This window comes from Streptomyces sp. PTL18 (genome assembly GCF_059510295.1).
Window position 1 is genome coordinate 49,437 of the sequence record NZ_JCAJZO010000023.1, and the last position, 22,313, is coordinate 71,749.

Sequence of the window (22,313 nt, forward strand, 5' to 3'; positions counted from 1 at the left end):
TCCAATGCACTTTTCGGCCATTCCTCGGTGAGGTTCCGGCAATTTTTCGGTAAGTGTCCGCACTCGTCCGTGACCGATCCCCGACTGCGTCCCTCTCAGAAGACGTACAGCCAGTTTCGCCCGTTCACAGGAAGAGCCGCCTAGCCGATGAGCCTGACCGGGACGCCGTTCCTCATCACGTCGATCGTCCTGTTGGCGATCGCCCTCATCCTGCCGCTGTTCCTGTGGTCGCGGCTGCGGGGCCCCATGCTGCTGCGCCAGGCCGTGCGGGTGCTCATGCTGGTGTTCGCACAGGCCACGGCGGTCACCCTCGTCTTCGTCCTGGTGAACAACGCCAACAGCCTCTACGACAACTGGTCCGACCTGTTCGGCACGGGCAACCATGTGCAGCAGGCCGCCGACCTCGGCAAGGACGGCACCGGCGGCATCCAGATCAAGGCCCTGCCCAAGGTCAAACAGTCGTTCACCCAGGCCGACGGCCCGGGCATGCACGCGGCCGGCGGGGTACAGGTCACCCAGCTCAAGGGCCGGGTCTCCGGCGTCGACGCAGAGGTCTACGTGTGGCTGCCGCCGCAGTACGACGACCCCGCCTACAAGGACAGGAAGTTCCCCGTCGTGGAGCTGCTGTCCGGCTACCCCGGCTCGGCCAAGGCCTGGTTCGGCTCGCTGAAGGTGCACGAGCAGTTGCTGCCGCTGATGAAGAGCGGGCAGGTGGAGCCGTTCATCCTGGTGTCGCCGCGCACCAACCTCATCGCCAAGGTCGACACCGGCTGCGCGAACGTCCCGGGCGCCGTGAACGCCGACACCTGGCTCAGCATCGACGTGCCCAAGATGATCACGGACAACTTCCGCGCCCAGCCCGCCCCGGACGGCTGGGCTGCAGCCGGGTACTCCGCGGGGGCGCACTGCGCCGCGAAACTCGTGGTCGCGCACCCCGACCGCTACCGGGCCGCGATCAGCCTGTCCGGCTACAACGACCCGATCGGCGAGCGCAACTCGCTGGCCGCGCGGACCGTCGCGCTGCGCCGGGCGAACAACCCCTACTTCCTCCTCAAGGGCTACCGCACCCCGCCCCGGATCTCGCTCTACCTGTCCGGCGAGGACGGCGACGGCTACCAGGCGGCCGCCGCGCTGCAGGCGATCGCGAAACCGCCGACGCTGGTGCGCGCGGTGCTGATCCCGCGCAGCGCCGGCGGGCACAGCATGGCCCTGTGGCGGCCGCAGATCCCGACGGTCTTCACCTGGCTGAGCCAGCAGATGACCGGCCAGGCCACGGGGAGTCTTCCTCAGCCACATTGGACCGCCGGTTCCAGGCGCGCGGAGCTCGCCAGTGGTACTTCAGGGCCATCAGGCGTAGTACGAAGGCGGTGACGACCGCGAGCCCCGAGGTCAGCGGGGTGAGCGCGCCGAAGCGTATGCAGAGCACCACCATGGTGGCCCCGACGATCGCCGGGACCGCGTAGAGGTCGCGGTCCCAGCGGAGCAGCGAGGGCACCTCGTTGGCGAGGACGTCGCGCAGGACACCGCCGCCCACCGCCGTCGCGAGGCCGAGGACGGCGGACGCGGTCAGGCCGAGTCCGTGGTCGTACGCCTTGGTCGTCCCCGCGACGCAGAACAGACCGAGGCCGGCCGCGTCGAAGACGTTGACGGCGACCTGGATGCGCTCCACCTGCGGGTGCAGGAAGACCACCAGGAGAGCGGCGAGCAGCGGGGTCAGGAAGTACCCCAGGTCAGTGAAGGCGGCCGGCGGCACGGCGCCGATGACCACGTCCCGGAACAGCCCTCCGCCCAGCGCGGTGACCTCGGCGAGCACCGCGATGCCGAACACGTCGAAGTTCTTGCGGACGGCCAGCAGGGCACCCGAGATCGCGAAGACGAAGATGCCGACGAGATCCAGCGTGTGCTGGACGGAGGGGCTGAACAATTGCTGGAGCACCCTTACATTCTCACCCATCCGCAAGGATGCACCTTACAAACCAAGGCAAATTCTGGATTGCGCCAAAGTTACAGTGCCGGCTTGCCCGTGGTGAAGATCCACTTCTGAAACAGGTCGTCGAGCCGCCGACCCGAGACCTTCTCCGCGAGACGGATGAAGTCGGCGGTGTCGGCGTTGCCGTAGCGGTGCAGCCGGGTCCAGGCGGGCAGCAGCCTGAAGAACGCCGTGTCACCGATGCGCTCGCGCAGCGCCTGGAGCGTCATCGCGCCGCGTTGGTACACCGCGGAGGCGAACATGGTGTCGCGCTGCGGGTCGGCCACCTTCACCTGCCAGAACGCGTTGTCGGCGGGACGGGCGTCGTACGCCGCGACGAAGGAGTCGTGCGCCGAGCGGGTGCCCTTGTGCTCGGCCCACAGCCACTGGGCGTAGGTCGCGAAGCCCTCGTTGAGCCAGATGTCCTTCCAGCGCTCCACCGAGACCGAGTCGCCGAACCACTGGTGGGCCAGCTCGTGCACGATCGTCGTCTCGTTGCGGACGGCCGAGTACGCGGGCTTCGACTGGACCTCCAGGGAGAAGCCGGCCTCGGGCATGTCGTCGACGACGGCGCCGGTCTCCTCGAAGGGGTAGGGGCCGAACACCTGCGACCAGTAGTCGGTGGCCTCGGCGGTGACCGCGTACACGTCGACGCTGTTGCTGTTCTTCAGGACGGGGTCGACGGCCACGTAGATCGGGATCCCGGACGGCGTCTTCCCGGTCCGCACGTCGAACTTCCCGATGGTCGCCGTCGCCAGGTAGGTCGCCATCGGCTTGGACTCGCGCCAGCGGGTGACGGTCTGGCCGCCCTTGTCGTACGTCGATATGAGCCGCCCGTTGGAGACCGCGGTCAGGCCCTTGGGCGCCTTGATCCGGATGTCGTAGGTGGCCTTGTCGGAGGGATGGTCGCTCGACGGGAACCAGGTGGAGGCGGCGTTGGGCTCGCAGGCGACGAAGACGCCGTCGGCGGTCTTCATCCATCCGTACTTGGAGCCGAACACGATGGGACCGCCCAGGGGCTGCGGGATGCCGCCGTAGGTGACGGCGACCGTGAAGTTCCGGCCCTTGGGCAGTACGCCGCGCGGGGTGATCCGGATCTCGTCGCCCTGACGCGTGAACTGCGCCCGTCTGCCGTTCACCTCGACCTTCGTGACCTGAAGCTGCTGCAGGTCCAGGTCGAAGGAGGTGAGGCTCTGGGTGGCACGGGCCGTGATCGTCGTACGGCCGTCGAGGCGGCCGGTGTCCGGGGCGTACGCCACGTCGAGGGCGTAGTGGCGGGCGTCGAAGCCGCCGTTGCCGAGCTGCGGGAAGTAGGAGTCCCCGATGCCGTCGGACCCCGGTGCCGGGGCGGAGGACGCCGCGACGGCGAGGAAGGAGGCCGCCGTGGTGGCCAGAACACCTAAGCGCGCCGAACGTGCCGAACGGGAGAGTGCCATGGAGTCGTCCCTTCGAGCGTGCGTCGATCAGTCGATCGGACGGTCACGCCAGACTCTGCACTCTCCCGTTCGGTCATGTGCATGACTTTGCCAACTTGTCATGCCTTACTTGTCGGTTGACTCCTGACGGTCCGCTGTCGCGGGCCTGTCGGAAGCGGGCTCCTCGGAGGACGCCTCGCCTGCGGTGTCGGCCGAGGACTCCTCGCCCGCCGGCTCGGAAGGCTCCTCGGCGGAGGCCGCCTCCGCCGCCTCCATGGCTTCGACGGACTCGGCGGGCTCCTCGGTCACGGCCGGTGTACCGGAGGCCTCGGTCTCGGCCCCGGCCTCCGAGGCCACGGCCGCCGACGTCTCCGCCGACTCCGCCAGGACCTCGTCGGCCACCAGCTTCGCCGCCTCCTTGGCGTCGGAGAGCAGCACGGTGTCCTGCGGGGCCTGGTCCTCGAAGTTCTCCGGGTGGTGGCAGGCCACCCGCTGCCCCGGCTTGAGCTCCAGCAGCTGCGGCTCGGTGGTCCGGCAGATCTCGGTCGCCTTCCAGCACCGGGTGTGGAAGCGGCAGCCGCTCGGCGGCGCGATCGGCGAGGGGACGTCGCCCGTGAGCAGGATGCGCTCGCTCTTGGTGTTCTTCCGCTTCGGGTCCGGGATCGGCACCGCGGACATCAGCGCCTTGGTGTACGGGTGCATCGGCGCCTTGTACAGCGACTCCCGGTCGGCGAGCTCCACGATCTTGCCGAGGTACATCACCGCGATCCGGTCCGAGACGTGCCGGACGACCGACAGGTCGTGCGCGATGATCACATACGTCAGGCCCAGCTCCTGCTGGAGGTCGTCCAGCAGGTTGACGACCTGCGCCTGGATCGACACGTCGAGCGCGGAGACGGGCTCGTCGGCCACGACCAGCTTCGGGCTGAGCGCGAGCGCGCGGGCGATGCCGATGCGCTGACGCTGACCGCCGGAGAACTCGTGCGGATAGCGGTTGTAGTGCTCGGGGCTGAGACCGACCACCGACAGCAGCCGCTGCACTTCCTTCTTGATGCCGCCCTCGGGCGTGACGCCCTGGAGCCGGAAGGGAGCGCCGACGATGGTGCCGATGGTGTGGCGCGGGTTCAGCGACGAGTACGGGTCCTGGAAGATCATCTGGACATCGCGGCGCAGCGGGCGCATCCCGCCGACGCCGAGGTGCGTGATGTCCTTGCCCTCGAACTCGACCGTGCCGTCGGTGGGTTCGAGCAGCCGGGTGATCAGCCGGCCCATCGTCGACTTCCCGCAGCCCGACTCGCCCACGACGCCCAGGGTCTCGCCCTTGCGCACCTCGAAGTCGATGCCGTCCACGGCGCGCACCGCCCCGACCTGCCGCTGCAGCAGGCCCTTGCGGATCGGGAAGTGCTTCTGAAGTCCGGTCACCTTCAGCAGGATCTCGCCGTCGGAGACCGCGGTGTCCTCGGTGGTGGTGGCACCGTCACTCTGCGCGGGGATGCTCACTTTTTCGTCGCTCACAGCTTCGGCGCAATCTCTTCGGTCCAGATACGCTCCCGCTGCTCCTGCGTCATGTGGCAGGCCGCCCAGTGTCCGCTGCCGACCTCGGTCAGCTCGGGGCGGACCGTGCGGGTGACGTTGTCCTTCGGGATGTCCGCGTACGGGCAGCGCGGGTTGAAGGCGCATCCGGACGGGACGTTGATGAGGGAGGGCGGGGAGCCCTTGATCGGGATGAGCCGGTCGGTCTCCTCCCGGTCCAGCCGCGGCATCGAGCCGAGCAGGCCCCAGGTGTAGGGGTGGCGGGGCGCGGAGAAGACCTCCTCGGCCGGCCCGCGCTCCACGCACCGGCCGCCGTACATGACCAGCAGGTCGTCGGCCATCTCGGCGACCACGCCGAGGTCGTGCGTGATCATGATGACCGCGGAGCCGAACTCCTTCTGCAGGTCCCGGATCAGGTCCAGGATCTGCGCCTGCACGGTGACGTCCAGGGCGGTGGTCGGCTCGTCGGCGATGAGCAGCTCGGGGTTGTTCACCAGCGCCATCGCGATCATCGCCCGCTGGCGCATACCGCCGGAGAACTCGTGCGGGTAGCTGTCGACGCGCTTGGCCGGCTCCGGGATGCCCACGCGGTCCAGCATCTCGATCGCCCGCTGCTTGGCGACCTTCTTGCTGACCTTGTGGTGGACCCGGTAGGCCTCGATGATCTGCGTCCCGACCGTGTAGTAGGGGTGCATCGCGGACAGCGGGTCCTGGAAGATCATCGCCATCTTGCGGCCACGCATCCGCCGGACGTCGTCCGGGTCGGCGGCGATCAGTTCCTGGCCGTCCAGCCATACCTCGCCGGAGACCCGGGCGTTGGCCGAACGGTGCAGGCCCATCACGCCGAGCGAGGTGACGGACTTGCCGGAACCGGACTCACCGACGATGCCCAGGGTCTTGCCCCGCTGGACGTCGAAGCTGACGCCGTCCACCGACTTGACCAGGCCGTCGTCGGTGTTGAAGTGGATGCGCAGATCGCGTACGGAGAGGAACGCGTCGTCGGCGTCGGAGGGGGCGGAGCCGGCCGGTTCGCCGAGCGCCGCCTTTTCGAGCTTGCTCACGAGTACCTCACGCGGGGGTCGATGGCTGCGTACACCAGGTCGACGACGAGGTTGCAGAAGACGATGAAGAACGCGGCGACCAGGGTCACGGCCATCACGATGGGCAGGTCGTTGTCCTTGATGGCCTGGATGGAGTACGCGCCGACGCCCTGCAGGGAGAAGACGGTCTCGGTGAGCACCGCGGTACCGATGAGGGTGCCGAAGTCCATGCCGAAGATGGTCACGATCGGGGTGAGCGTGGAACGCAGCCCGTGCTTGGTGACGACGACGGACTCCTTGAGGCCCTTGGCACGTGCCGTCCGGATGTAGTCCTCGCTCATCGTCTCCAGCATGCCCGCCCGGGTGAGCCGGGCGTAGGTGGCGGAGAAGAGGAACGCGAGGCTGACCCAGGGCAGCAGCAGATGCCAGGCCCAGTCGGCCGGGTTCTGGGTGAACGGCACGTAGTCCGTGCTGTCCCAGATGGGCCACTGGTAGACGAACAGGGCGTTGATCACCTGGCCGGTGAAGAAGATCGGGAGCGAGACGCCGGCGAGCGCGATGAACATCGAGATGCGGTCCACCGGCTTGCCCTTGCGCAGCGCCGAGATGACGCCCGTCGTCACGCCGAAGATCAGCCAGATGACGGCCGCACCGACGGCCAGCGAGAAGGAGACCGGGATGCGCTGCTGGAGCTGGGGCCACACTTCGATGTGACTCTTGAAGGAGTACCCGAAGCAGGGGGCGCTGCAGTGCGTCGCATCGGGGCCGAACTTGTAGTCGGCGCCCACGAACAGGCCCTTGATGTAGTCCCAGTACTGAACGTAGATGGGCTGGTCGAGACCCAGGTTGTGCTTGATCGCGGCGACGGACGCGGGGTTGGCGTCCTTGCCGACGTACTGGGTGGCCAGCTGGGTGGCTGTCTGGCCGCCCAGACGGGGGACCAGGAAGAAGATGGCGAAGGTGACTGCGCTGACCACCAGCAGCAGTACCAATGCGCCGAAGACGCGTCGGATGATGTACGCAGCCACAGCTGTGCGGCTCCGGGTGGCCGGGGCGGGGGTTGTCCGCCCCGGCCACCCGGTGCCTTCACCTGCCTTTCAGGGGTATCCGGCCTGCTGTTACTTCGAGGAGCTCAGTAGCAGGTAGTCGTACATGCCGAGGTACGCCTGCGTGACCGTGACGTTGGTCGCGGACGTGGGCCTGATCAGCAGGTTCTTGCGGTAGACCAGCGGGACGACCGAGGCGTTGTCGGCGACCATCTTGTCGATGTCGCCCCAGGCCTTGGTGCGGGCCGCGGAGTCGGTGTTGCCGATGGCCGCCTTCAGAGCGGCGTTGATCTGCGGGTCGTTCAGCTCCATCAGGTTGTTGCCGCCCGAGGGCTTGATGGCGCTGCCGTCGATGATCTGGTCGAGGAAGCCGTAGCCGGTCGGCCAGTCGGCGCCCCACGCCATCATCATCATGCCGAGCTTGTGCTGGTGGACGTAGCTCGGGACACCGGCGAAGTTGGAGAAGTACTTGCCGGACGGGAACTGCTTGATGTCGACCGTGATGCCGGCGGCCTTCAGGGAGTTCTGGATGGCCGTGGCCATCGCGATCTCGGAAGGACGGTCGGAACGGGCCGTCAGCGTGGTGGAGAAGCCGTTCGGCTTGCCGCACAGCTTCAGCTCGGCCTTGGCCTTGGCGACGTCACCCTTGTTACCGGCGGTCGGGTACTCGTCGAACTTCGTGTAGCCGTTGACGGACGGCGGCAGCAGCGTGGTGGCCACGTCGCCCTTCGGCGAACCGCCCATGGCGTCGATCACCGACTGCTTGTCGACCGCCCACTGCACGGCCTTGCGGCAGTGCACGTTGTCGAACGGCGCGACGTGCAGGTTCAGCGCCATGTAACCGGTGGCGCCGGCGTAGGAGTTGTCCGTCAGCTTGGCGTACTTGCCGCTCAGGACCTTCGGCTGGGTCTGCGGCTGCACACCGGCGCCGGAGATGTCGGCCGTGATCTTGTCAGCCAGCAGGTCGTTGTCGATCGAGACCGGGTTGACCTTGAACTTGACCTGGATCTTGTCCGGCAGCGCCTTGCGGATCGGGTCCGTCTTCGGGTCCCAGTTCGGGTTGCGGACGAGGGTGGCGCTGGCGCCCTCCTCGTACGACGAGAACTTGTAGGGGCCGGAGGACACGATGTGCTGCACGTACTTCGCACCGTCGTCCTTCGCCTGCGGCACGGGGGCCGTCTGGGAGAAGGTCGCCAGGTAGTCGAAGTCAGCGAACGGCTGGTTCAGGTGGAAGACGATCGTGCGGTCGTCCGGGGTGGCGATGGAGTCCAGGCCCTTCTTGTCCTTGTACGGGCCCTTGTACTTGTCACCGCCCTCCAGGTACGCCTTGAAGTACGTCGGGCCGTTGGACAGGGCCTCGGGCGCGAAGTTGGAGCGCTCGATGGCGTACTTGACGTCCTTGGACGTGATCGGGGTCCCGTCCTCGAACTTCAGGCCCGAACGCAGGTGGTAGGTCCAGGTCTTGGCGTCGGCGCTGGGCTTGCCGAGCGAGTCCGCGAGGTCGGGGACGACGGTGAGGCCGTCCTTGCCCGCGGCCGGCTTGAACGTGACGAGCGTACGCGCGTAGAGGCGCGAGAAGTTCTGCACGAAGCCGTAGTACGTGTTGCCCGGGTCCAGGGAGTCCGGCACGTCCGAGTCCTCAAGAGTGACCGTCCCTCCCTTCTTGCTCGACGCGTTCACGATGGAGGTCAGCGCCGCGTCCTTCTTGGCGTTGCCACCACCACTGCTGTTGTCGCCGCCCCCGCCGCCGCATGCGGCGGCACCCAGGGAGAGCGCCAGGACCGACGCCGCGGCGGCGGTCGCCCTTCTCGTCTTCACGTGAGGAAAGCCCCCTCTATCGATGGATCACTTGCTGCGAGGGTCGAGTGCGTCACGCAGCCCGTCACCCAGCAGATTGAAGGCCAGGACGGTGATGAAGATCGCCAGTCCGGGCACGAACATGTACTGCGGATCCGCGGTGTAGAGATCCACGGCGTTGCTGAGCATTCCGCCCCAGGAGGCCTGCGGCGGAGCGATGCCGACTCCGAGGAAGCTCAGCGCAGCCTCGAAGAGGATGTTCGTCGGGATGATCAGCGTCGAGTAGACCAGGATCGGAGCGACGAGGTTGGGGAGCAGCTCCCGGAACAGGATGTACGGACCCCGCGCTCCGAGGCTGTGGGCGGCGTCGACGAACTCCCGCCTCCGCAGGCTCAGTGTCTGCGCGCGCACGATACGGCCGATGTACGGCCAACTGAAGAAGCCGATCACGAAGATCAGCACGCAGATACGCAGCGGCAGGCCGTTGAGTCCGAAGAAGCCGTCCTGCACCGAGGCGGAGATGGCGATGGCGAACAGCAGCAGCGGGAAGGCGAGGAACGTGTCCATCAGCCTGCTGACGATGCTGTCGATCCAGCCTCCGTAGTACCCCGCCACGACGCCCAGCACCGTGCCGATCGCCACCGCCAGCACGGTGGCGCCACCCGCGACCAGCAGCGAGACCCACGAACCGTCGATGATGCGGGCGAGCATGTCACGGCCGTACTGCGGATCGACGCCGAGCGGGTGGTCCCAGCTCATGCCGCCCCAGCCACCCTTGGGGGCCAGCAGCGCCGGGTCGATCAGGTTCTGGTTGAACTTGTCGGGGTCAAGCCCGAAGGCCCATTCGATTGGCTTGGCGAACACCGCCATCAGGACGAGCAGGATGACGACGACGCCACCCGCCACGGCCACCTTGTCCCGCTTGAACCGAGTCCAGGCGATCTGGCTGAGTGAGCGCCCTTCGATCTGACTCTTCTTGACCCCGGCGAGCACGGACTCGGGCGGCGCCCCCGCCTCTGCCCCGGTGGTCTCGATCGGTGCGGTCACAGTTGACCTGACCCCTCTCGCCGGTGGTGACCGGCCTTTGCCCGCCGCTGTGGGCGGCTTGGTTCACTTACCTACTGCGCGGCGGCCGCAGATGGTGACGGCCCAACCGTTCAGGAGCCTCTGCTTGGTGCGATCACAGGATCGACCGCCTCGCGCCTGGGAGGCGAGTCTTCAACGCCTTCGCGATCAACCGCCAGATCTGACAGTGAAAGGATGCATAAACGTGATGCGGACTGGGGAGATCCGTTATCCGGACAGCTCGTAGCGCGGTGCGGACACCATCAAACTGGGACATACCGCGCGATAGAGGAGTGAATCACCCTCATCTACGCGCGAAGAAGTGATCCGGATACCGAACCCGGTCTTCCGCCCGGGAAGCACTCGCGTCAGTACACCCCGCGCGCCGGCGGATAGCCGTAACCGCCCGCCGCGGGGGCCGCTGCCGGAGCGTGGGCTTCGCGGTCGTAGAACGGGCGGGCGTTGACGCGCAGCCACATCGCCACCGGGTCGTACGCGTCGGACAGCGCGACCGTCGTCACCGGCAGGCCCTCGGGGACGGCCGTGACGGACTGCTGCATCATCGCGCGCACCGCGTCGACGGCGGGCGGCGAGGCGTCGTACACGTCCAGTCCGATCGCCAGGTAGGGGGCGCCGAGAGACGGTTGCACCCAGGCGCGGCGCAGGGAGCGCACGGCGGGGGTGCGGTGGGCGTTCTGCGTGAGCAGGGCGTAGAACTGCGGGATCTCGATGGCCGGTTCGGACAGCCTCAGGGGGCCCGCGGGGTGGCACTCCAGGCCGGTGGCGATGCGGCGCAGGTCCAACCAGGGGATGCCGACGCCGCCGCCGGGAGCATGCGGGTTGAGCCACAGGCCGTAGTGACCGGGGTAGAGGGCGCGGGCCACGTCGGCGCCGTCGATCACCTCGTAGGAGCGACTCCAGCCGCTGGCCGAGAGTTCCTGCGCGGAGGTGACGCAGGGTGCGTAGCCGTGGCCGTCCACTTCCATGGTCGCGTACTGGGCGTCGGGCGAGCCGGCCTGGCCGTGCCACAGCAGCATCCAGACCCTGCCGGTGGACGGGGTCGCGAGCGCGCGCAGGAGCGCCTCGTAGGCGTCGTAACGCCCGGGCGTCACCTGGCGCAGCATGTGCTCGACGCTGGCGCTGGCGCTCGCGCTCACCTGTCGTACCGCCTCTTCTGGAAGTTGCCCGCGTTGGGGAACAGCTTAAGCGCCCACCGGCTCGGGGCCCGCTGCCATGCGGCGGGTGCGGTCGCCGGCGGTCGGCCGCTCCCCGCCCTCTCGGCTTCGCCCGGACGAGGGGACCTCCGTCGCGGCGCAGCCGCACCCCGGCACGGCCCCGCGCCCCCTGCCGGGCGCCCCTCAGTAGCCCTGCTGGTAGAAGGGCCGGACCTTCTCCTTCATCCAGTCCGCCACCGGGTCCTGGGCCACGTCCAGGAGGACCAGGTTGACCGGCCACCTGACCGCCACCCTGGCCAGGGCGCGGCCCAGGGCGTCCAGCGGGAGGGCGCGCAGGTCGCCCTCCTGCGGGGAGAGCTCCACGCCGATGAACATCACCGGGTCGGCCGTCTCGACGGTGGCGAGACAGCGGCGTGCCGTGAGGACCACGCCGGCCGCCGTGAACTCGGCGGACGCGGCGGCGAGGAAGTCCACGGGGTCGTCCTGCCAGTCGGGTTCGAACAGGCGGACGCGGCCACCGGTCGTGGGGCCGTCCAGCGGGGTGCGTCCGACGCGGCACAGCTCGGCCACCGCCTCCGGAGGCAGGGGTATCCCCACCACACCGCCCGGGTTGACCACGATGCCGACCTGCGGGGGCAGCCCGCGGGCGAACTCGACGGCGGGCGCGATGGTGTACGCCATGTGGCCGCCGGCGACGTGGCGGAACTGCTCCTCCGAACTGAACACCGGGACGTACGCCTGACCCTCGATCTCCGCCGTGGGCAGGTCGAGGGGGCCGCTGTGCGGGCCTCCGCCGTTCGGCAGCGGCACCCACAGGTGGCTGCGGCCGAGCACCTCGACGATCCGGCCGCCCGCCGAGGGGATGCCGAGCGAGGCGGAGAGCACCTCCTCCAGCTCGTTGCCCGGCCATCCGCCGTGCGGATGGGGGTGCGCCTGTGCGGGGAAGTCCGCGGGAAGGTCCGCCGGGAAGTCCATCTGCCTACCGCCTGCCGATTACCACTGGTGTGGCGAAAAGGCTAACGGGTGTGCGGGCAGCGCGATTCATTCCGCTCCTTCCGCCCGGACCGCGAAGTCGATCCGGCGCAGCACGTCCGCCGCGTCCCGGTCGAGCAGGACCGCCGAACCGCAGCCCTTCGGAAGCAGGCCCCGCTCGACGGAGCCCAGCAGCCGGCGGGTGGCGCGGCGGTGGCGCAGGAAGGCGTACCGGGAGACGCCCCGGCCCCGCTCGCGCTGGCCGTCCAGGGCCGTGTCGGGGGTGACGTCGAGCAGGAGCAGGTGGAGCGTGCCGCCGCGGCGCCCGGCCGCGCGGACCAGCCAGGTGCGCACCCAGGTCTGGGTGCCGCAGTCGTGCACGACGACCCCGGTGCCGGCGCGCACGGCGCTTCGCAGGGCCGCGTAGTGGGCGAGGCGGACCAGGGGCCGGTACACCGCGTACGGCAGGAAGCGGGCCACACGCGCGTCCCAGCGGTCGCGGGTGTCCTGGGAGTCGATGCGGGCGCCGGCCACCGCGCGCCGCATAAGGGTGGACTTGCCGCTGCCGGGCAGGCCGGTGACCACGACGAGGTCGTGGGCGCCGAAGGTGAGCCCGTACGGGCTGCGGCCCCTGCGGTCGCGCAGGTCGCGGACCACCGGCGCCGGCGCCGGCGCGCCGGCCTCCCGGGCCGGGGCGACGGGCTGCCGGGGTACCGCGATGCCCGTGGTGGCGTACGCCGTCGTCCTGTTCACCGTGATCGTCCTCCCTTGCGGTCAGGAAGTCCCGTCCCCACCGAGCGTAAAGAGAAGGTAATGGACGATTCTCGTGGTGGCGTTCGCGTACGGCCACAAGCCGGTTACAAGTGCCGCCCTGCCGGGATCGGGCGCGGCGTGCAATGATGTGCGCGCCAACTGCATACCGGCCGCTTGAATCCGCGCGGGAGAGTTCCGGGGACGTACGGCTTGCGTACGTGGGCCCGGGCGCCGAAGGAGCAAGTCCCTCCCTTGAATCTCTCAGGCCCCGATACCGCGCGGGCGAGGCACATCTGGAAAGCGGGCCGCCTCCCGGTGGCTCCACCCAAGGTGCAAGCCGTGACGCCCCGCCGCGCGGGCGATCACGGCGAACCTCTCAGGTTCCGATGACAGATGGGGAGGACCGTCCTCGCCTCCCCCATGCCCGGCTGCGCTCGCGTGGGGGGACCCCACGTCTTGGGAGCACAACCGATGAGCAGTAGCCCCCTGCGCCGTACCGCGCTCGATGCCCTGCATCGTTCGCTCGGCGCGACGATGACCGACTTCGCCGGCTGGGACATGCCCCTCAGGTACGGCTCCGAGCGCGACGAGCACGTCGCCGTCCGTACCAGGGCAGGGCTGTTCGACCTCTCGCACATGGGCGAGATCACGGTGACCGGGCCGGAGGCGGACCGGTTCCTCAACCACGCGCTCGTCGGCGACATCGCCTCCGTCCGTGTGGGCCGCGCCCGCTACACCATGATCTGCCAGGAGGACGGCGGCATCCTGGACGACCTGATCGTCTACCGGCTCGCCGACACCGAGTACATGGTCGTCGCCAACGCCTCCAACGCCCAGGTGGTGCTGGACGCGCTGACCGAGCGGGCCGCGGGCTTCGCCGCCGCGGTGCGCGACGACCGGGACGCCTATGCGCTGATCGCCGTCCAGGGCCCCCAGTCCCCCGGCATCCTGAAGTCGCTCACCGACGCCGAGCTGGACGGCCTGAAGTACTACGCCGGCCTTCCCGGCACGGTCGCGGGCGTCCCCGCCCTCATCGCGCGCACCGGCTACACCGGCGAGGACGGCTTCGAACTGTTCGTCGCGCCCGAGCACGCCGAGAAGCTGTGGCAGGCGCTGACCGAGGCGGGCGCGCCCGTCGGCCTGGCCCCCTGCGGGCTGTCCTGCCGGGACACCCTGCGCCTGGAGGCGGGCATGCCGCTGTACGGGCACGAGCTGGGCACCGCGCTGACGCCCTTCGACGCCGGGCTCGGCCGGGTGGTGAAGTTCGAGAAGGAGGGCGACTTCGTAGGGCGTGCCGCGCTGGAGGCAGCCGCGTCCCGTGCCCGGGAGAACCCGCCGCGCGTCCTCGTCGGCCTGGTCGCCGAGGGCCGTCGCGTTCCGCGCGCCGGGTACCCGGTCGTCGCGGGCGGCGAGGTGATCGGCGAGGTCACCTCCGGGGCGCCCTCCCCCACGCTGGGCAGGCCGATCGCGATGGCGTACGTCGACGCCGCGCACTCGGCGCCGGGCACCCCCGGGGTCGGGGTGGACATCCGGGGCAGCCACGAGCCGCACGAGGTCGTGGCGCTGCCGTTCTACAAGCGCCAGAAGTAGGCACTCGACGGGCAGGTGACGTGACCGCGCGCGCCCCCGCCGTGCTCGCGCACGTCTCCAGCAGCACTCCCTTCACCACCACTCCCCCGCGTACAGGAGAATTCAGGCCATGAGCAACCCCCAGCAGCTGCGCTACAGCAAGGAGCACGAGTGGCTGTCGGACGCCGAGGACGGCGTCGCGACGGTCGGCATCACGGAGCACGCGGCCAACGCGCTCGGCGATGTCGTGTTCGTCCAGCTCCCGGAGGTCGGTGACACGGTGACCGCGGGCGAGACCTGCGGTGAGCTGGAGTCGACCAAGTCGGTCAGCGACCTCTACTCCCCGGTCGGCGGCGAGGTCACGGAGGTCAACGAGGACGTGGTCAACGACCCGTCGCTGGTGAACTCCGAGCCCTTCGAGGGCGGCTGGCTGTTCAAGGTACGCGTGTCCGAGGAGCCGGCCGACCTGCTGTCCGCCGACGAGTACGACACCCACATCGCCGGCTGAGGAGCACCTGGTCAGATGACCCTTCTGAACACGCCCCTGCACGAGCTCGACCCGGACGTCGCCGCCGCCGTCGACGCCGAGCTGCACCGCCAGCAGTCCACCCTGGAGATGATCGCCTCCGAGAACTTCGCCCCGCTGGCGGTCATGGAGGCGCAGGGCTCGGTCCTCACCAACAAGTACGCCGAGGGCTACCCCGGCCGCCGCTACTACGGCGGCTGCGAGCACGTCGACGTCACCGAGCAGATCGCCATCGACCGGATCAAGGAGCTGTTCGGCGCGGAGTACGCCAACGTGCAGCCCCACTCCGGGGCCTCCGCCAACCAGGCCGCGCTGTTCGCGCTGGCGCAGCCCGGTGACACGATCCTCGGCCTGGACCTGGCGCACGGCGGCCACCTGACCCACGGGATGCGGCTGAACTTCTCCGGCAAGCAGTTCGACGTGGTCGCCTACCACGTGGACGCCACCGGCCTGGTCGACATGGCCGAGGTCGAGCGGCTCGCCAAGGAGCACCGCCCGAAGGTGATCATCGCCGGCTGGTCGGCCTACCCGCGCCGGCTGGACTTCGCCGAGTTCCGCCGGATCGCGGACGAGGTCGAGGCCTACCTGTGGGTCGACATGGCGCACTTCGCGGGCCTGGTCGCCGCCGGTCTCCACCCCAACCCGGTCGAGTACGCGGACGTGGTCACCTCCACGACCCACAAGACCCTCGGCGGCCCCCGCGGCGGCATCATCCTCGCCAGGAAGGAGTTCGCGAAGAAGCTGAACTCGTCCGTCTTCCCGGGCTTCCAGGGCGGCCCCCTGGAGCACGTGATCGCAGCCAAGGCGGTCTCCTTCAAGATCGCCGCGTCGGAGGAGTTCCGGGAGCGCCAGCGGCGTACGGTGGAGGGTGCGAGGATCCTCGCCGAGCGGCTGACGGCGGCGGACGCCCGCGAGGCCGGCGTGAACGTCCTGACCGGCGGTACGGACGTGCACCTGATCCTGGTCGACCTGCGCGACTCCGAGCTGGACGGGCAGCAGGCCGAGGACCGCCTGCACGAGGTCGGCATCACGGTCAACCGCAACGCGGTCCCGAACGACCCGCGCCCCCCGATGGTCACCTCCGGCCTCCGGATCGGCACGCCCGCCCTCGCGAGCCGCGGCTTCACGGCCGAGGACTTCGCCGAGGTCGCCGACGTGATCGCCGAGACGCTGAAGCCGTCCTACGACGCGGAGGCGCTCAAGGCCCGGGTGAAGGCCCTGGCAGAAAAGCACCCGCTGTACCCGGGTTTGAGCAAGTAAGTCCCCGGTGGGGCACCCTGGGGAGGGTGCCCCACCACCCCCTGTCTTGAGGAGTGACCGTGGCCATCTCGGTCTTCGACCTGTTCTCGATCGGCATCGGCCCGTCCAGCTCCCACACGGTCGGCCCGATGCGCGCGGCACGCATGTTCGCACGGCGACTGCGCAACGAGGGCCTGCTGCCCTCCGTCGCGTCGGTGCGGACGGAGCTGTACGGCTCGCTGGGCGCGACCGGGCACGGCCACGGCACCCCGAAGGCGGTGCTGCTCGGCCTGGAAGGCGCCTCGCCGCGCACGGTGGACGTGGAGACGGCGGACGCCCGGGTGGAGGCGATCAGGACCGGGGGCCGGATCAAGCTCCTGGGCGAACACGAGATCGCGTTCGACTTCGACACGGATCTCGTGCTGCACCGCCGCAAGGCGCTCCCGTACCACGCCAACGGCATGACGGTCTGGGCGTACGACGGCACGGGCGCCGAGCTGCTGTCGAAGACGTACTACTCGGTCGGCGGCGGCTTCGTCGTGGACGAGGACGCGGTCGGCGCGGACCGCATCATGCCGGACGACACGGTCCTGAAGTACCCCTTCCGCACCGCCGACGAGCTGCTCCGCCTCACGACGGAGACGGGCCTGTCGATCTCCTCTCTCATGCTGGAGAACGAGCGGGCGTGGCGCACCGAGGACGAGATACGCGCCGGGCTGCTGGAGATCTGGCGCGTGATGCGGGAGTGCGTCCGGCGCGGCATGTCCCGCGAGGGCATCCTCCCGGGTGGTCTGAAGGTGCGCCGCCGCGCGGCCGTCACGGCCCGCCAGCTGCGCGCCGAGGGAGAGCCGTTGGCGCACGCGATGGAGTGGATCACGCTCTACGCGATGGCGGTGAACGAGGAGAACGCGGCCGGTGGCCGGGTCGTCACCGCCCCCACGAACGGCGCCGCGGGCATCATCCCGGCGGTACTGCACTACTACATGAACTTCGTACCGGGCGCCGACGAGGACGGCGTGGTCCGCTTCCTGCTCGCCGCGGGCGCGATCGGCATGCTCTTCAAGGAGAACGCGTCCATCTCCGGCGCGGAGGTCGGCTGCCAGGGCGAGGTCGGCTCGGCCTGCTCCATGGCGGCCGGCGCGCTGGCGGAGGTGCTCGGCGGCACCCCCGAGCAGGTGGAGAACGCGGCCGAGATCGGCATGGAGCACAACCTCGGCCTGACCTGCGACCCGGTCGGCGGTCTGGTCCAGATCCCGTGCATCGAGCGCAACGGCATGGCGGCGGTGAAGGCGGTCACGGCGGCCCGCATGGCGATGCGCGGCGACGGCTCCCACAAGGTCTCCCTCGACAAGGTCATCAAGACCATGAAGGAGACCGGCGCGGACATGTCCGTCAAGTACAAGGAGACGGCGCGCGGCGGGCTGGCCGTCAACATCATCGAGTGCTGAGGATGTAGGCCCCGACCAGCGCGTTCGTGTCTTTCGGCGCTGTCGGGGCCTTCCCTGCTTACGCCGCGAAAAGTCCCCGAAAAAGTCCCCGGGACAGGCGTGAAAGTCCCCGAAAAGTCCCCAGGATGTCCCGGCTAAACGCTCTTCATCATCGGGGTTGGGTAGGGGGCGCCTCCCGGCCGACCCTGCCGCCCTCGGACCGTCTCGGGGCGTAGAGCGGTTCCCTGTACATCAGGTGGCGGGACCTGCGCATTACGAGACCATGAGCGATCGTGTTGCCTGGCACCTCGTCGTGCTGCGTGGTGACGTTTTTCCTGATCAGAGCACGTGCGACAGGTTGGCCTGTGCCACCCCGTGATGCATGGTCCAAAGGCGTCTGTCCACCGGCTGTCCACCGCCCGATGCCCCTCAGCCCGCGCTGTTGTCGGCAAGAGGTGTGCGCGAGGCTCCGACAGGGGATTCGAACCACTCGGGGCACCGGAGACCGGTGCACTGGCGGTTCTCTCGGCAGACCGCCCGGTCTCAGCTCCAGAGGTGCGCAGAGCGTCGCGCCCCGACCAGGCTCGCGTGCGATGCCCCCACGGTGGGAGCGAGCGGAGCGGTGGCCCTTGATCAACACTGCTGGGCTTCGTACCCTCGCTCGATGGGACATGACGACCTTCCGGCCCTTGAACTCGCCTTCCCCGGTCCGGAACGTGACCGTGGTGTGGCGGCGATCCTGAGCGGACAGAAGACCGCGCTCACGGGTCTCCTGGAGATTTACGAGCACGCCGGGGAGGCAGTGCCGATGACCGGTCAGCGATTCTCGGTGCTTGATTCCGAGGGGCGCCCGGCCGTCACGATCGAGGTCGTCGACGTGCGCGTCGTTCCCATGAAGGAGATCGACGACGACTTCGCGCGAGCCGAGGGACGCGGCTACTCCGACGTGGCCGAGTGGCGGGCAGCCCACGAAGAGTTCTTCCGGAGCGATGGCGTGAGCGAGTACCTGGGACGCACCCCGGTCATTGATGACCACACTCTTGTCGTTGCGGAACGCTTCCGAGTGGTCGAGCCCGACGGCTCGGGAGGTCCGTGAGCCGGGCCCGACTCGATGAGAGTCCGGGACCAACCGGACAGACCCTGTGGCTGCTGGGAACGGCTGCTGGTCAAAGCCACTCGTTGATGGCTGCGACCAGCACGGTTGCCTCGTAACGGACGGCGAGCTTGTCATATCGCGTGGCGACGGCTCGGTGGCGCTCAAGCCGGTTGATCCCGCATTCCACCGTGTGGCGCCCTTTGTGGTCGGCCTTGTCGAACTGGGGCGGCCGGCCGCCTCGTGAGCCGAGCTTCTTGCGGTTGCGGATCTGGTCGGACTTCTCCGGAATGCGGCACGCGACGCCTTGTTTGCGCAGGTAGGCGCGGTTCGCGCGAGTGCCGCAGGCCTTATCGGCACGGACCCGGTCGGGCTTGGTGCGGGGCCGGCCGGGGCCGATGCGGGGCACCCGGTGCCCTTCAATACAGGCTGGAACTGCGTGCTGTCGTGCCTCTGGCCGGCGTGGTCGAGCAGGGACAGAGGCTTCCGTCCTTGCTCGACCGCGAGGTGCAGCTTGGTGGTCAGTCCCCCGCGCGAGCGTCCGAGGCCGTGGTCGTCGGGCTCAGTGTCGACTCCACCAGGAGGCTCACGAGTTCGATTCGACCGCCGGACGAGGGTTGTAGGTGCTGATCTCGATGAGGTTGCCGTCCGGGTCGCGCAGGTAGGTACTGGTGATGGGTCCTTGGGCGCCGGTTCGCGGCACGGGGCCTTCCAGCACGGGCACTCCGCAGGCGGTCAGATGGGCCAGGATCTGTTCCTGCGGGATGTCGGTGACCAGGCACAGGTCTGCGCTGCCAGGGGTGGGGTGCGTGGCGTGCGGGAGGAGTTCGCTGCCGGCCTGATGGAGGTTGATCTTGCTGGCGCCGAAGGCCAGTGCGCGGCGTCCCTCCCCGAAGGTGACCGGGCGCATGCCCAGGACGCGTTCGTAGAAGTCGACGGTCCGTTCGATGTCGGCGACGGTCAGCACCAGGTGGTCCAGGCCGGTGATCCGGATCCTCGGCCCCGGTTCGAGGGAATACCGGCCCAACTGCCGTTCGCAGGCGTCCCATGCCAGGGCGGAGAGCAGGTCCCGTGAGCGGGTGAACAGCCGGTGCAGGGTGGGGCCGTGGCGCTCGGCGAGGTCGGGATTGTGCGCGAGCGCGTCGAGTTCGTTGGCCGCGGTGATCTCGACGAAGGCGCGCACGTCCAGCGGCGATGGGGTGTGCTCCCGGCCGGTGAAGCGGTCGCGGAAGACCGCCGGTCGCCCGCTCGCCAACCGGGGATACACGACTGCGCGGTCACAGCTGGCGTAGAGGTGGACCAGTGCCTCGGCCCGTTCGCCGATCAGCTCGGCGAGAAGCGCGCGCTCGTCGGTGCCCATCAGGGCGTGGTCGAACCCGTCGGTTCCGTACATCGCGTGACACAGTCCGGCGGCCTGCAGGTCCGGACCGGCGCCCCACTCCGCCAGCAGGCGTGCGACGCGGTTCAGGTGGTCCAGGAGCGTACCGCCGGGATGCTTTGTCTCGCCGGCGCGGCGGGCGCGCAGGAGGGCCTGGACAGCGGGCCAGGCCGCCGCAGGGTCACGGTCGCTTCCTGTTGAGCCGCCGTCGGATGGGACGGATCGCCGCATCGGGTTCAGGCCTCCGGGGTCGTCAGGCGTGTGACCTCTGCCACCAGTCGGGCCGTGACCGGGGTCTCGACCTGGTGGGCGGCCCCGGCGCGGAGAACTGCTCCGCCGATGGCATCGACTTCGAGGGGGCGTCCGGCCTCGGCGTCACGCTGCATGGAGGACTTCATGGTGTCCGGGACGCGGTCGAAGAAGGAGAGCACGGTCTCGGTCGTCACCTGTGCGCCGGCAGCCCGGGCCACGGCGGTGATCTCGTCGAGCACGGCGAGCAGTTCCGGACGTAGGTCGCCGCGGATGGTTCCGACGTCCGCGCGGTGTCGGGTGGTCAGCAGGGCGAGCGGGGCGAGGAAGGCGAGCTTGTCCCAGAGCATCGCCGTCTCGTCGCTTCGCAGGGTCACGCCGAGACCGGCGTGCCGCAATCGGCCCGCGAACTCGTCGAGATGAGCGGCAAGTTCGACGTTGGCGAAGGGACTGGTGTGGTGGATGCGCCCCGGTGCGGTGCGCGTTGCTTCGACCTTGATCGTGCCGGCGGCGACCTCGGCCGCGGGGTAGCGCTCGCGCAGCAGGCGGAGGTGGTCGAGGCCGTTGAGCAACGGGATCACGACCGCATTGCCGAGGACGGCGGCCGGGACGCGGTCGAGCGCCTCGTCCAGGGAGGTCTGCTTGACCGTCACAAAAACGGCGTCCACCGCCTCTCGCAACCGGGTGTCCGCCTCCACCACCGCGGTGAAGTCCCCGTACCGGGCGCTCTCCACGCGCAGGCCGCCCTGGCTCAGTGCGGTGGCGGTCGCCTCGCCGGCCAGGCAGATGACGCGGTGCCCGTCACGGGCGAGGAGCGCACCGATCAGGCCTCCGACACCACCCGGTCCGAGGACGGCCACCGTCAGCGGGGTTGTGTTCATCTGAGCTCCTGTCGTCCTTGGGAGACCCGTTCAGCCGGGCTGAGGCCGACGGGAGCCAACGGGAGGAGTGGCGCGTGGACCACGGCATCTCCCCTCGGCGCGAAACGGGTCGACACCCGCCGGCCGCTCACCGCACCGCGTCCGGAACGGGTGAGCGTCGGGCGGGTTGCCGCCCTGGGCAGTAATGATCAAGCGCCCCACGACCCAAGTCAATCAACGGATTTACTGGCATCACTCCAAGCGATACCTTGGGTCGACGTGACTCTCGACGATCTCCGCGTCTTCGCCGCGGTCTGCCGGGCCGGCTCGCTGAGCGCGGCGGCCCGTGACCTTTCCTGCACGCAGTCCGCGGTCAGCCAGCACGTGAAGCGGCTGGAGCGGGAGTTGGGCCTGAGCCTGCTGGAACGGCACACACGGGGCGTGGTGCCCACGCCGGCCGGACACACGCTGAACGCGGCGGTCACCGAGGGCCTGGGCAGCATCGACCACGCACTTCGCCGACTCGAAGAAGCCGCGCGCGCGGAAGGCGGATCGGTACGGGTCACGACGGGAGCCACGACCATCCGGCACTTCATGTCCGCGGCCGTCGTCGACTTCCGGCGGCAGTTTCCCCGCGCCAGCCTCGAGTTCCAGACCGAGACCTCCAGCCGCGGCTGCTTCGACGCGCTCGCCGCCGGCCGCGCCGACCTCGCCTGGATCACCCTGGGGCCCACAGATCGCGCCATCGAGCAACGCCCCGTCGTCGAAATCCCCTGGGCCCTCGCCGTTTCGGCGTCCGACCCGCTCGCGGCCAAGGCCCGCGTCGAACCGGCCGACCTGCAGGACGCCCGGCTCATCGGGCTTCCGCAGAACTCCACCTCCCGCCTGCAACTCGGCGCCTGGCTCGCGGAAGCCGGGATCCGGCCGGTCTTCGACACCAGCGTCACCGACTGGGACACCGCGATCCTGCTGGCCGAACTGGGACTGGGCCTCGCCGTCGTCCCGGCCCTGCCCGCCTGGAGCGGCCCCGGACACCCCGACCTGCGACTGATCCCCGTCCCCGCGCTCCCCGCCCTCACCGCGGGCTGGGCGGTACGCCGCTGGGACGCCCTCTCCCCGCTGGCCCGCGCGTTCGCCGAGGTCGTCGCGCACCACTGCGGCAAGCAGACCGTTCGGGAATAGCCGCCGGCCACGACGCGCCGTCAGT

19 protein-coding genes, 1 pseudogene and 2 riboswitches are annotated in these 22,313 nt (G+C 69.5%); of the genes and pseudogenes, 7 read left to right on the forward strand and 13 right to left on the reverse strand.

The window, feature by feature from the left end:
* Window positions 1–486: 486 nt before the first annotated feature.
* A pseudogene (locus AC5WS8_RS31170) lies at window positions 487–945 on the forward strand (alpha/beta hydrolase); the annotation flags it as partial.
* Window positions 946–1,237: 292 nt separating this feature from the next.
* Here AC5WS8_RS31170 and AC5WS8_RS31175 read toward each other — a convergent pair.
* The 10 genes from AC5WS8_RS31175 to AC5WS8_RS31220 form a co-directional block, all read right to left on the reverse strand.
* Window positions 1,238–1,936: a trimeric intracellular cation channel family protein gene (locus AC5WS8_RS31175; RefSeq protein ID WP_496106892.1), complete on the reverse strand. Its 699-nt coding sequence runs from the start codon at window positions 1,934–1,936 to the stop codon at window positions 1,238–1,240.
* A gap of 68 nt (window positions 1,937–2,004) precedes the next feature.
* Window positions 2,005–3,405 carry a M1 family metallopeptidase gene (locus AC5WS8_RS31180; protein ID WP_496106845.1) on the reverse strand — a complete coding sequence of 467 codons (1,401 nt, stop codon included), beginning with the start codon at window positions 3,403–3,405 and terminating at the stop codon, window positions 2,005–2,007.
* Window positions 3,406–3,510: 105 nt separating this feature from the next.
* Entirely contained in the window at window positions 3,511–4,884 is a 1,374-nt protein-coding gene (locus tag AC5WS8_RS31185) for an ABC transporter ATP-binding protein (RefSeq protein ID WP_496106893.1), read from the reverse strand.
* A gap of 11 nt (window positions 4,885–4,895) precedes the next feature.
* Window positions 4,896–5,978: an ABC transporter ATP-binding protein gene (locus AC5WS8_RS31190; protein ID WP_496106846.1), complete on the reverse strand. Its 1,083-nt coding sequence runs from the start codon at window positions 5,976–5,978 to the stop codon at window positions 4,896–4,898.
* A complete protein-coding gene (locus AC5WS8_RS31195) occupies window positions 5,975–6,985 on the reverse strand; it encodes an ABC transporter permease (RefSeq protein ID WP_496106847.1) in 1,011 nt (336 codons plus the stop codon). Before AC5WS8_RS31195 ends, AC5WS8_RS31190 begins: the two co-directional genes overlap by 4 nt.
* 90 nt (window positions 6,986–7,075) lie before the next feature.
* Window positions 7,076–8,821, reverse strand: coding sequence for an ABC transporter substrate-binding protein (locus AC5WS8_RS31200; RefSeq protein WP_496106848.1), 1,746 nt, complete (start codon window positions 8,819–8,821; stop codon window positions 7,076–7,078).
* A gap of 27 nt (window positions 8,822–8,848) precedes the next feature.
* Window positions 8,849–9,847: an ABC transporter permease gene (locus AC5WS8_RS31205; RefSeq protein ID WP_496106849.1), complete on the reverse strand. Its 999-nt coding sequence runs from the start codon at window positions 9,845–9,847 to the stop codon at window positions 8,849–8,851.
* Window positions 9,848–10,233: 386 nt separating this feature from the next.
* The gene (locus AC5WS8_RS31210) at window positions 10,234–10,989 is read right to left on the reverse strand and encodes an enhanced serine sensitivity protein SseB C-terminal domain-containing protein (RefSeq protein WP_496106894.1); all 756 of its coding nucleotides are present in this window, start codon (window positions 10,987–10,989) and stop codon (window positions 10,234–10,236) included.
* 234 nt (window positions 10,990–11,223) lie between these two features.
* Entirely contained in the window at window positions 11,224–12,015 is a 792-nt protein-coding gene (locus AC5WS8_RS31215) for an enhanced serine sensitivity protein SseB (protein ID WP_496106850.1), read from the reverse strand.
* A 66-nt stretch (window positions 12,016–12,081) separates the two neighbouring features.
* On the reverse strand, window positions 12,082–12,771 hold the full coding sequence (locus tag AC5WS8_RS31220) for an AAA family ATPase (RefSeq protein WP_496106895.1): 690 nt from the start codon (window positions 12,769–12,771) through the stop codon (window positions 12,082–12,084).
* A 169-nt stretch (window positions 12,772–12,940) separates the two neighbouring features.
* A riboswitch (glycine riboswitch) is annotated at window positions 12,941–13,052 on the forward strand.
* Window positions 13,053–13,168: riboswitch (glycine riboswitch) on the forward strand. It abuts the riboswitch before it with no gap.
* Window positions 13,169–13,236: 68 nt separating this feature from the next.
* On the opposite strand from AC5WS8_RS31220, the gene gcvT reads away from it, so the two are divergent.
* The 5 genes from gcvT to AC5WS8_RS31245 all read left to right on the forward strand — a co-directional run bounded on the left by gcvT (window position 13,237) and on the right by AC5WS8_RS31245 (window position 18,622).
* Entirely contained in the window at window positions 13,237–14,355 is a 1,119-nt protein-coding gene (gene gcvT / locus AC5WS8_RS31225) for a glycine cleavage system aminomethyltransferase GcvT (RefSeq protein WP_496106851.1), read from the forward strand.
* 109 nt (window positions 14,356–14,464) lie between these two features.
* Window positions 14,465–14,842 (forward strand): glycine cleavage system protein GcvH, encoded by a 378-nt coding sequence (gene gcvH, locus AC5WS8_RS31230; protein WP_496106852.1) that lies wholly within the window; start codon window positions 14,465–14,467, stop codon window positions 14,840–14,842.
* Between the two features lie 15 nt (window positions 14,843–14,857).
* Window positions 14,858–16,120 carry a serine hydroxymethyltransferase gene (glyA, locus tag AC5WS8_RS31235; protein ID WP_496106853.1) on the forward strand — a complete coding sequence of 421 codons (1,263 nt, stop codon included), beginning with the start codon at window positions 14,858–14,860 and terminating at the stop codon, window positions 16,118–16,120.
* Window positions 16,121–16,179: 59 nt separating this feature from the next.
* Entirely contained in the window at window positions 16,180–17,547 is a 1,368-nt protein-coding gene (locus tag AC5WS8_RS31240; protein WP_496106854.1) for an L-serine ammonia-lyase, read from the forward strand.
* 643 nt (window positions 17,548–18,190) lie between these two features.
* Window positions 18,191–18,622: an ASCH domain-containing protein gene (locus AC5WS8_RS31245; protein ID WP_496106855.1), complete on the forward strand. Its 432-nt coding sequence runs from the start codon at window positions 18,191–18,193 to the stop codon at window positions 18,620–18,622.
* A gap of 70 nt (window positions 18,623–18,692) precedes the next feature.
* On the opposite strand, the gene AC5WS8_RS31250 is transcribed toward AC5WS8_RS31245, so the two are convergent.
* The 3 genes from AC5WS8_RS31250 to AC5WS8_RS31260 form a co-directional block, all read right to left on the reverse strand.
* Window positions 18,693–19,028: a transposase family protein gene (locus AC5WS8_RS31250; RefSeq protein ID WP_496106856.1), complete on the reverse strand. Its 336-nt coding sequence runs from the start codon at window positions 19,026–19,028 to the stop codon at window positions 18,693–18,695.
* 177 nt (window positions 19,029–19,205) lie between these two features.
* Window positions 19,206–20,228 (reverse strand): VOC family protein, encoded by a 1,023-nt coding sequence (locus AC5WS8_RS31255; protein ID WP_496106857.1) that lies wholly within the window; start codon window positions 20,226–20,228, stop codon window positions 19,206–19,208.
* Between the two features lie 5 nt (window positions 20,229–20,233).
* Window positions 20,234–21,127 carry a ketopantoate reductase family protein gene (locus AC5WS8_RS31260; RefSeq protein ID WP_496106858.1) on the reverse strand — a complete coding sequence of 298 codons (894 nt, stop codon included), beginning with the start codon at window positions 21,125–21,127 and terminating at the stop codon, window positions 20,234–20,236.
* A 258-nt stretch (window positions 21,128–21,385) separates the two neighbouring features.
* Between AC5WS8_RS31260 and AC5WS8_RS31265 the strand changes: the two genes are divergently transcribed.
* A complete protein-coding gene (locus AC5WS8_RS31265; protein ID WP_496106859.1) occupies window positions 21,386–22,288 on the forward strand; it encodes a LysR family transcriptional regulator in 903 nt (300 codons plus the stop codon).
* Window positions 22,289–22,313 lie beyond the last annotated feature (25 nt).

Coding starts and splice junctions, on each gene's coding strand:
- AC5WS8_RS31180 (WP_496106845.1), bottom strand. CDS start 3,405: ATGGCACTCTCCCGTTCGGCACGTTCGGCGCGCTTAGGTGTTCTGGCC.
- AC5WS8_RS31210 (WP_496106894.1), bottom strand. CDS start 10,989: ATGCTGCGCCAGGTGACGCCCGGGCGTTACGACGCCTACGAGGCGCTC.
- AC5WS8_RS31215 (WP_496106850.1), bottom strand. CDS start 12,015: ATGGACTTCCCGGCGGACCTTCCCGCGGACTTCCCCGCACAGGCGCAC.
- gcvT (WP_496106851.1), top strand. CDS start 13,237: ATGAGCAGTAGCCCCCTGCGCCGTACCGCGCTCGATGCCCTGCATCGT.
- gcvH (WP_496106852.1), top strand. CDS start 14,465: ATGAGCAACCCCCAGCAGCTGCGCTACAGCAAGGAGCACGAGTGGCTG.
- glyA (WP_496106853.1), top strand. CDS start 14,858: ATGACCCTTCTGAACACGCCCCTGCACGAGCTCGACCCGGACGTCGCC.
- AC5WS8_RS31245 (WP_496106855.1), top strand. CDS start 18,191: ATGGGACATGACGACCTTCCGGCCCTTGAACTCGCCTTCCCCGGTCCG.
- AC5WS8_RS31255 (WP_496106857.1), bottom strand. CDS start 20,228: ATGCGGCGATCCGTCCCATCCGACGGCGGCTCAACAGGAAGCGACCGT.
- AC5WS8_RS31260 (WP_496106858.1), bottom strand. CDS start 21,127: ATGAACACAACCCCGCTGACGGTGGCCGTCCTCGGACCGGGTGGTGTC.